The 8,919-nt window shown below is 70.6% G+C and carries 8 protein-coding genes; 4 read left to right on the forward strand and 4 right to left on the reverse strand.

All coding sequences use genetic code 11. The annotated features are described in order from the left end of the window. Positions 1–843: MFS transporter (locus VF794_RS16120; protein WP_331111349.1), on the reverse strand; the 843-nt coding region annotated here is incomplete at its 3' end. Between the two features lie 86 nt (positions 844–929). Between VF794_RS16120 and VF794_RS16125 the strand changes: the two genes are divergently transcribed. Genes VF794_RS16125 through VF794_RS16135 form a run of 3 tightly spaced genes read left to right on the forward strand, consistent with a single transcriptional unit; the run spans position 930 to position 5,573 of the window. After that, on the forward strand, positions 930–3,254 hold the full coding sequence (locus VF794_RS16125) for a M28 family metallopeptidase (protein ID WP_331111351.1): 2,325 nt from the start codon (positions 930–932) through the stop codon (positions 3,252–3,254). An 18-nt stretch (positions 3,255–3,272) separates the two neighbouring features. Continuing rightward, positions 3,273–4,160 (forward strand): cupin-like domain-containing protein, encoded by an 888-nt coding sequence (locus VF794_RS16130; RefSeq protein WP_331111353.1) that lies wholly within the window; start codon positions 3,273–3,275, stop codon positions 4,158–4,160. A gap of 3 nt (positions 4,161–4,163) precedes the next feature. After that, positions 4,164–5,573 carry an MBL fold metallo-hydrolase gene (locus VF794_RS16135; RefSeq protein WP_331111355.1) on the forward strand — a complete coding sequence of 470 codons (1,410 nt, stop codon included), beginning with the start codon at positions 4,164–4,166 and terminating at the stop codon, positions 5,571–5,573. 11 nt (positions 5,574–5,584) lie between these two features. Here VF794_RS16135 and VF794_RS16140 read toward each other — a convergent pair whose 3' ends face one another. Then, a complete protein-coding gene (locus tag VF794_RS16140) occupies positions 5,585–6,508 on the reverse strand; it encodes a CmcI family methyltransferase (protein ID WP_331111357.1) in 924 nt (307 codons plus the stop codon). 168 nt (positions 6,509–6,676) lie between these two features. On the opposite strand from VF794_RS16140, the gene VF794_RS16145 reads away from it, so the two are divergent. Continuing rightward, positions 6,677–7,543 carry a cupin-like domain-containing protein gene (locus VF794_RS16145; RefSeq protein WP_331111359.1) on the forward strand — a complete coding sequence of 289 codons (867 nt, stop codon included), beginning with the start codon at positions 6,677–6,679 and terminating at the stop codon, positions 7,541–7,543. Here VF794_RS16145 and VF794_RS16150 read toward each other — a convergent pair. Together VF794_RS16150 and VF794_RS16155 are read right to left on the reverse strand one after the other, a co-directional pair. Further along, a complete protein-coding gene (locus VF794_RS16150; RefSeq protein WP_331111361.1) occupies positions 7,525–8,220 on the reverse strand; it encodes a response regulator transcription factor in 696 nt (231 codons plus the stop codon). The genes VF794_RS16145 and VF794_RS16150 overlap by 19 nt on opposite strands. Beyond that, on the reverse strand, positions 8,217–8,919 hold a 703-nt coding region (locus VF794_RS16155), incomplete at its 5' end, for a sensor histidine kinase (RefSeq protein WP_331111363.1). The genes VF794_RS16150 and VF794_RS16155, both read right to left, overlap by 4 nt.

The following is an 8,919-nucleotide window of genomic DNA, read 5'->3' on the forward strand; positions in this document are numbered from 1 at the left end:
ACGGGCCTCGGCCGCCACGCGGGCCAGTGCGAGCGAGCCGAGGATGGTGCCCAGCCCCGCGCCGAACATGACGCGGCCCAGCTCCTGCGCGGAGCCCCCGAGCACCGTCTTCACGAAGAGGGGGAGGAACACCTTGTAGAAGGGGTGGATGAGCAGGGCGATCAGCGCGTTGGCGATGAGCAGGGCCCGCAGCGGACGGTGCCCCCACGCATAGCGCAGGCCCTCGCGGAAGGTGCCGTCCCCGGCGGCTTCTGGAGCGGGGACCGGGGCGGGGAGGGGACGGATCACCCACAGGGCCACGAGCAGCGGCAGGAAGCTCAGCGCGTTGATGAAGAAGAGCCAGGGCAGCGAGCCCAGGCCGAGCAGGGCCACGGCGAGCCCCGCGCCCACCATCTGCGCGGTGGAGAAGCTGGTTTCGCGCAGCACCAGGGCGGACGGCAGGTGGCTCGGCGGCACCAGCTGGCCGACCAGGGCATGCTCCGGGGGGGCGTTGAACGCCAGGAGCGCGCCGAGCACGAGGAACCAGACGACCACGAGGGGCAGGGACACGTGTCCGAGCGCCACCACCACCGAGCCGGCCAGCGCCAGCATGGCCAGCAGGGACTGGGTGACGAGGAGGATCTTCCGGCGCTCGAAGCGGTCCGCCAGCACGCCCCCGAGCAGGATCAGCCCCAGCAGGGGGAGCATCACCGAGCCGGTCACCCCGCCGACGACGGCGGCCGAGTCGGTGAGCCGGGCGATGAGCCAGCCTCCAGCGACGCTCTGGAGGCCATCGCCCACGGTGGAGATGCCGAGGCCCGCCCAGTACAGACGGAAGTCGCGGAACGCGAGCGCCGAGAGCATACCGGAGCCAGGGGCTCGTTCTTTCTCATTCAACGGGCGATCCCCTTGGGCGGATGCGGTCCAGGGGCATTGCTATGGTGCGCCCCATGAACACTGTACCCGAGATCCCTGGCGCCCGGCGCGCCCTGCCAGCCGCCGGGGTGTGGCTCGCCGCCGGACTCGTGCTGTTGCTCCTCCTGTGGAGGGATCGTCCCCCCGCGCCTCGGCCGGCCGACGCCCCACCGAGCGAGTTCTCCGAGGCGCGCGCCATGGCGGTGGTGACGCACCTCACCGAGGGCATTGGCCTGCGCGTGGGAGGCACCGAGGGACAGCGGCGGGCGGCCGAGTACCTCGCCGGGACGTTGAGGGCCCTGCCCGGTGTGGAGGTGGAGGTTCAGACGGCGTCGGCGCGCATGACGGGCAGTCCCCGGGGGACGCTGGTGCTCGCCACGCACGTCACCAACGTGCTGGCCCGCATCCCGGGTGAGTCGGAGTCCGCCGTGTTGCTCTCGGCGCATTACGACTCTCCGCCGGAGAGCGTGGGGGCCGCGGACGACGCCGCCGCGGTGGGGGCCCTGGTGGAGGTGGCGCGCGTGCTCTCCGCCGGGCCGAAGCTGCGGCACACCCTCATCATTGGCCTCAACGGGGCCGAGGAGGGGTGGCTGCTCGGCTCCACCGCCTTCGTCGAGCACCCCTGGGCCCGGGACGTGCGCGCCTTCATCAACCTCGAGGCCGCCGGGGCCCGGGGCAAGGCCACGCTGTTTCAAGGAGGGCCGGGCAACAAGTGGCTGACGGAGGCGTATGCCCGCGCCGCGCCGCACCCCTACGGCACCGTGGTGGGGCAGGATCTCTTCCAGAGCGGCGCCATCCACTCCGAGACGGACTTCCGCGTGTACCGCGACCGGGGCGGGCTGACGGGCCTGGACATGGCCCTCTTCCAGGACGGCTACGCGTACCATACCGCGCTGGATCGGGTGTCTCGGCTGGAGCCCGGCAGCCTCCAGCACATGGGGGACAACACCCTCGCCGTGGCGCGGGAACTGGCGAGCCTCGAGCTGCCCACCACCTCGGATCCGGAGCCGGGCGTCTATTACGACCTGGCGGGCCTGGTGATGGTGGCCTATGGCCGGAGCACCGCCGGGTGGCTCTCGGTGCTGGCGGTGCTGCTCGCGGTGGCGGCGCTCGCGGTGGCGATGCGCCACGGGGGCCTCTCCGCGCGGGGGCTGGCCACGGGGGTGGCCGTGTCGGTGCTGGGTCTGGTGGCCGGGCTGCTGCTGGCCTGTGTTCTCTCGCTGGTGCCGGGCCTCGTGTTCCATCGCCCCCATGGCTGGTTCGCCACGCCGTGGCTGGGAGTGCTCTGTTATGGCGCCGCCGCCCTCGCGGGCTCGCTCGGCGTCCATGCCCTGTGGGCCCGGAGTAGCGGAGAGCCGGAGACGCGGGCCCTGCGGGCCTGGGCGGGTGCGCTGGTGCTCTGGGTGGGCCTGTTGGGATTGATGACGTGGGCCGGGATGGGCTCGGGCTACGTCGCGCTCTGGTGGAGCCTGGCCACGGCGGCCGGGCTGCTCGTGGCGGTGCTGCGGCCCGCGTGGCGGGGGGCGGCCCTCCTCCTCTCCTTCCTTCCCGGCACGCTGGTGCTCTTCCAGGCGTCGCTGATGCTGACGGTGCTGGCGGTGCCGCTCTCGGGGCGCTTGCTGTTGCCCATCCCCTTCGATCCGGTGATCGCCTTGCTGGTGGCCCTGCCGGCGGCGGGCTGCGCCACGCTCGGGGTGGTGGCGCTCCACCGCGCCCGGGGGCTGGGCGGGATGGCGGCTGCCATGGCGGTGCTCGCGGTGCTCGTGCTGGGGGCCCTCGTGCTGCGCTTTCCCTACTCCCCCGAGCGGCCCAAGCGGCTGGAGGTGGTGCACGAGCAGCGCGAGGGTCAGCCGGCGCGGGTGCGGCTGCTGGGCTTCGACTCCCCGGACCTGGGCCATGTGGTGGCGGCGCTGCCCGCCGAGGGGTGGACGCCGAGCCCGGGAGAGGCGTGGTATCAGGCCTTCGAGCGCCCCGCGCCGCCGGCCGAGGTGCCCGCCCCGGTGCTCCGGGTCCTGTCCTCCAGGGAAGCGGAAGGGGGCCGCGAGGTGAGGCTGCGCGTGGAGGCCCCGGGCGCGTGGGAGTTCAACCTGAAGCTCCCCCAGAGCCGCCTGGCGGGGTGGGAGTACGCCGAGCCGGTTCCGCCCTCGCCCGACGGAGAGGAGGCGATCTTCAACGTGCACGCGTCCGGCGACGCGGGCTGGGAGATCGTCCTGCGGCTGAGCGGAGCGGCCCCGGTGGAGGTGGAGTGCGAGGCGCTCATGTCCGCCTCCACGCCCGCCCTGGAGGAGCTGCGCGGCCGGCTCCCCCAGTGGACAACGGCTTTCTTCCTCGTCACCATGAGCAGCCGTGCGCGGCTCTGACGCGGCGCACCCGCCCCCATGAACGCGAAGCGTCCTCTGCCCATCGAGCGGATCGACAACCCCTCTCCCGGGTTCTTCCGCGAGCACTACCTGGATCGGCAGCGGCCCGTGGTCATCACCGGGGTGGCCAGCCGCTGGCCCGCCGTGGCGCGCTGGAGCCCGGAGTGGTTCCGCGAGCAGATGGGCGAGCACCGCATCACCGTCGAGCGCAGCAGGTCCGAGCGGCCCTCGAACGACCCGTTGGAGTTCCTGCGCAACCGCTACTACGAGGAAGCGCGGCTGGGGGGGATCATCGACGTGATGCTCTCGGGGGAGCACCCGCCGGGCGCTTTCTACGTGACGTACTCGAACATCTTCCAGAAGGCTCCCGCGCTCCTGAAGGACTTCGAGTCGCTGCCGCGCACGCTCGGCATTCCGGAGTCCTGGCCCGAGGCGGTGAAGGAGCGGCTGACGCTGCGCCCGGGTTTCTGGCTCGGACCCGCGGGGACGGTGTCCGCGGTGCACTTCGACCGGCAGGAGAACTTCAACGCCCAGGTGACGGGCCGCAAGAAGTGGACGCTGTTCTCTCCCGAGGACTCGCACCACCTGTACTACCCGGCGTTGGAGCTGCCGACGGTCATCTTCAGCCCGGTGGATGTCGAGGCGCCGGACGCCCAGCGCTTCCCGCGCTTCGCTGGAGCGCAGCCCCACGAGACCGTGCTCGATGCGGGGGAGATCCTCTTCATCCCCTCGGGCTGGTGGCACCACGTGCGGACGCTGGAGCTGTCCATCTCGTTGAACTTCTGGTGGTGGACCCTCGCCTCCGTCGCGACCACGGCGCGGGTGAACTACCACTTCGTGCGCAAACAGGCCCTGGGGCTGCTCGGGAAGAAGGGTACTTCCGGGGCCTCCATGCCGGTGGAGTGAGCGGTGATCTGTTCCCGGAGTACCTACGTCGAGCTGCTTCCGTCCGGTGCCACCGATGGCATCCCCATCGAGCTGTTGCTGGGAGGCATCCTGCGCGAGTGGGTGTCCCTGCGGTTGGATCCGGACAAGTGCCGCACCTCGCTGGAGGGCATGCTCGAGGGCTTCGGCCTGGAGCCGGGCCTCTTCCGGCTCGAGGGCTTCAAGGATGGGGGCCTGGTGGCCTCGGAGCGGCTGCTGCACCCCACGGGGCGGGGCTGGCGCCTCATCTACTCGAACCTCCCGGACGAGAGCTTCCGCGTACTGCCCATCGACGACGCGCAGGTGAGGACCTTCGCGGACTCGGTGCGGGCGGCGAGCCAGTCGGGGAGCTTCGCCACGTTCCGCGACTCGTGCACCTTCCTCCAGGAGCCGGAGCTGCTGCGGATGCTGGAGCCCGGCGAGACCCCGCCACTCCGGTGGGCCGAGCCGCGCGAGCCGGGCATCTACCGCCGCGAGCACGCCAGCCTGGTGATCCAGTCGCGCACGACGCGGCTGCTGTTGGATCCCATCTACATGAACGCCTCGCTGCCGCGCCTCCCCGAGGCGCCCATGGATGGGGAGCGGCGGTGGGATGCCATCCTGGTGTCGCACGGGCACCTGGATCACTGGCACGTGCCGTCGTTGCTCTACAGCGCGCGCACCCCGAGCACGCCCATCATCGTGCCCCAGGTCCCGCGCACCAGCCTGCTCACGTCCACCGATTTCACGCGGATGCTCCAGCTCATGGGCCAGACCGTGCTCGCTCCCGCGTGGGGCGAGAGCGTCACCGTGGGCGACATCGAGATCGACATCCTGCCCTTCTATGGAGAGCAGCCGTCACCCACGGCGCCGGGGAGCGACGCGGTGGTGCGCAACTGGGGCAACTGCTACCGGTTCACCACGCCCGAGTTCTCGGTGATGGTGCTGGTGGACAGCGGCGAGGATCCGGCGGGGCGGATGATCGAGGTCGCCGAGCAGTCGATGCGCAAGCGGGGCCCGGTGGACGTGGTGCTGAGCTGCCTGCGCCAGGTGCACTGCCCCTTCATGGAGGGGCTGCCGCACTACTGGGCGACGCTGCCGTTTGGCCGGCTGCGCGAGCTGTTCGGGCAGTACGAGGCGGGCGCGCTGCCCAGCTCCACCGCGGGCACGCGGGGCGCCGTCGAGGTCTGTGCCGCGGCCCGGGCGCGCTACTTCCTCCCCTACGCCAACGGCTTCGCGGGCGTGGGCGAGACCATTCCGGACATCGGCTGGGGTTACGGGGAGCCGCGGGAGGCGGGCGAGGTGGAGGCCATGGCCGCCGAGTTCGCCCGGCGTGGCCTCCCGATCTCCGTGCGGCAGTGGAACGTGGGAGACCGGGCCTCGTTCCAGGATGGAGAGCTGCGCATCCTGCGCTGAGGCCACGGGCCTCACATCCGCCGGAAGATGGCGTCCATGGCGCAGCTGGCGTTGTAGCCGAAGAAGTCCGTGTAGAAGGTGTCCACGCGGTACGCCTCCCGGTGGCGCCAGAGGAACCCGCCGAGCTGGTCCTCGACGCGGGCGCCTTCGCCTCCGACCGGGCCGCTCTCGGGGTCCTCCACGACGAGGTAGTCGCCCGGGTCGAGGAACGGGTGCACGTAGGAGAGCAGCCCGTCGAGGTTGACGTGCGCATCCTCCAGGAACAGCCACGGGTGGGGCGCGCGGCTCAGCAGCTCGGGAGGGAAGACCTCCTGGACGCGGTGGCTGTCACCCTGCAGGAACGTCACCCCGGGGTGGGACAGGTCGGGCTTCACCAGGTCGTAGGTATAGATGTGGCAGTCGATGCCGAGGGCGGCGAGCTGATCGGCGAGCCACAGGGCGCCACCGCCGCTCGCGGTGCCACACTCGAAGAGGGTGCGCGGCCGGAGATCCGCTAGCAGGCGCGGGTAGAGGCCCAGGTCGAACACCGTCTTGAACAGGGGCACGCCCCGCCAGCGCAGACAGTCGGAGACGCCCTGGCTCAGCGCGAAGACCGTCTCGGGCACCCCGCGGCCCTGGATGGGCGGACGCTCGAAATAGTCGACGAGGCGCCCCTGGGCCCGGCGGCGGATGTGCGCCTGGAACATCTCCATCATCTGGACTCTCTGCTCGTCCGGCGGCGGCCCCCCCGGACCCGCCGCGGCGCCCTGGAGCAGGGGCAGCAGCGTGTGGAGGACCGTATTGCCCAGGTACGTGTTCACGCCCGGGTAGACGTGGTCCCGTTGCACCTCGGCGAGGAAGCGCTGCACCTCCTCCTGGAAGCGCGTGCCCTCGGGCAGGGGCGGGTGCTGGAAGAGGCCCAGGGTGTGCCCGGGCGGGTGGCTCCCCGTGCGCATGCACGCCTCACACAGATCGGCGGCGCAGTCGAAGCAGTGGTGACGGGCCCTCGTTCCGAGCGCTGTTCCACAGCCATCACAGAGGAAATCGACCAGCTCGGCGAAACCCTCTCGTCTGGGGCGGGAGGCCCTCATGGTGCTTCCTTTTCGTGGTAGTTTCGACCCACCATGGACAACCCACTGGCGCAAATCGAGCGAGTCGACAAGCCGAGTCCCGAGCGATTCCAGGAGGAGTTCGTTCGCCGGGGTCGTCCGGTCATCATCACGGGGATCGCTTCCGGGTGGCAAGCCTGCGCGCGGTGGAGCCCCGAGTACTTCGCGAGCCACTTCGGCTCCACGCCCGTCGAGGTCGAGGTCCAGCGCGACCGGGACCCCACGAAGCACTTCAACGAGAAGGAGCTGCTCCAGACCACCCTGGCGCGGTACGTGGAACTGCTCCCGTCCGAGAGTCCCAGGTACTACCTGAACTTCGCCTCGGTGATGAAGCGGCTTCCGCGGCTGCACCAGGACGTGGGCTCACTGGAGGCCTACCAGCCGTACCATCGCGACTACCCCGAGCTGGTGCGCCGGAAGATGAAGCTCGAGCCCATCTTCTGGTTCGGCCCGGCGGGCGCCTTCACCCCGCTGCACCGGGATCCCAACGACAACCTGCTGGTGCAGATCGTCGGGCGCAAGCGGCTCGTTCTCTTCCCACCCGAGGACACGGCGAACCTCTATTCGCCCTGGCACGAGAACTGTACCGCCCAGCGCTGCCTCGGGGGCTACAGCCCGGTGGACGTCGATCGTCCGGATCTGGCGCGCTTCCCCCGCTACCGCCAGACCCGGGGCATGGAAGTGATCCTCCACCCGGGGGAGATCCTCTTCATCCCCATCTACTGGTGGCACCACGTCACGTCGTTGGACGTGTCGATCGCGGTGTCCTACTGGTGGTTCCACCGGCTGTCGAACTGGCACTGGTCCACCGCCGCGTGGGCCTCCCTGCCGTCCGCCCTGCGCTGCCGGGTGCGGCAGATGGCTCAGCGGTCGAACCGGTAGCCGAGCCCGCGTACGGTGAGGAAGTGCCGGGGGTCCTCGGGATCCGGCTCCAGCTTGAGACGCAGCTGGCGCATGAAGTTGTCCACGGTGCGCGCGCTGCCCACGTAGTCATAGCCCCAGGCGGCGCTCAGCAGCTCCTCGCGGCTGAAGGTGCGCCCCGGGTGGGCGAGGAAGTGGGCGAGCAGCTTGAACTCCTGGGCCGTGAACTCCACGGGCTGTCCGGCGCGCGTCACCGTCTTGGCGGCCGGGTCCACCAGCACGTCCCCGAAGGTGAGGGGTGGGGGAGCGCCCGCGGTGGGGTAGCGGCGGCGGAGCACGGCGTTGATGCGGGCCAGCAGCTCCTGGAGGCCGAAGGGCTTCACCACGTAGTCGTCCGCGCCCAGGTTGAGGCCGAGAATCTTGTCCATCTCCGCCCCCTTGGCGCTGAGCACCACCACGGGGGTGTCGCGGCCTCGCTGGCGCAGCTCCTTGAGCACCTCGAAGCCGTTGAGCTCGGGCAGCATCACATCCAACACCATCAGGTCCGGCGCCTCGTCGAGCGCGCGCGCCAGACCCTGGCGGCCGTCCTGGGCCTGGAGGACCTCGTAGCCCTCGAAGCGCAGGTTCATGGACAGTCCGGTGAGGATGGCCAGGTCATCCTCCACCACCAGGATGCGCAGGGGCTTGTCGTCGCTCATGCCTTGGCCACCGGAATCTGGAGGGTGAAGCGGCTGCCCTTGCCCAGCTCGCTCTTGAGGAGGATGCGTCCGCCATGAGCCTCCACCAGGCGCTTGGTGATGGCCAGTCCCAACCCGCTGCCCTCCGTCTTGCGGGTGAGCAGATTGTCCACCCGGTAGAAGCGCTCGAAGATGCGTGCGCGGTCGCGCGGCGCGATGCCCATCCCGTGGTCCTCCACCGAGAAGTTGACCCATTTGCCCTCGGCCTGGACGCTCAGGGCGATGCGCTTGTCCTCGCCGCTGTACTTGTAGGCGTTCTGCAGCAGGTTGAGCAGGGCCCCGGCGATGGCGTCCCGGTCCACCTGGACGGGGGGCAGGTGCTCGGGGACGTCCACGGTGAGCTGCATGTCCCCCTCCAGCCGCTGGGCCCGGAAGGCGCTGACGGCGGACTCCACCAGCACCGACACCGGCTGGAGCTCCCGGTGGTACTCCTTGCGCCCGCTCTCGATGCGCGACCAGTCCAGCACCCGCTCGATGAGGGTGCTCAGCCGCTCCGTCTCCTGGGTGAGCATCTGCAGCACCTGTTGCGTCTGGGCGGGGTCCTTCACCCGGCCCAGGGCGAGCGTCTCGATGAACATGCGGATGGAGGTGACGGGGGTGCGCAGCTCATGGCTCACCAGCGAGACGAAGTCCGTCTTCATGCGCGACAGCTTGGCCTCG

It is taken from the genome of Archangium sp., assembly GCF_036389735.1.
GTDB lineage: Bacteria > Myxococcota > Myxococcia > Myxococcales > Myxococcaceae > Archangium.

Coding starts and splice junctions, on each gene's coding strand:
- VF794_RS16125 (WP_331111351.1), top strand. CDS start 930: ATGAACACTGTACCCGAGATCCCTGGCGCCCGGCGCGCCCTGCCAGCC.
- VF794_RS16130 (WP_331111353.1), top strand. CDS start 3,273: ATGAACGCGAAGCGTCCTCTGCCCATCGAGCGGATCGACAACCCCTCT.
- VF794_RS16140 (WP_331111357.1), bottom strand. CDS start 6,508: ATGCGCACGGGGAGCCACCCGCCCGGGCACACCCTGGGCCTCTTCCAG.
- VF794_RS16145 (WP_331111359.1), top strand. CDS start 6,677: ATGGACAACCCACTGGCGCAAATCGAGCGAGTCGACAAGCCGAGTCCC.
- VF794_RS16150 (WP_331111361.1), bottom strand. CDS start 8,220: ATGAGCGACGACAAGCCCCTGCGCATCCTGGTGGTGGAGGATGACCTG.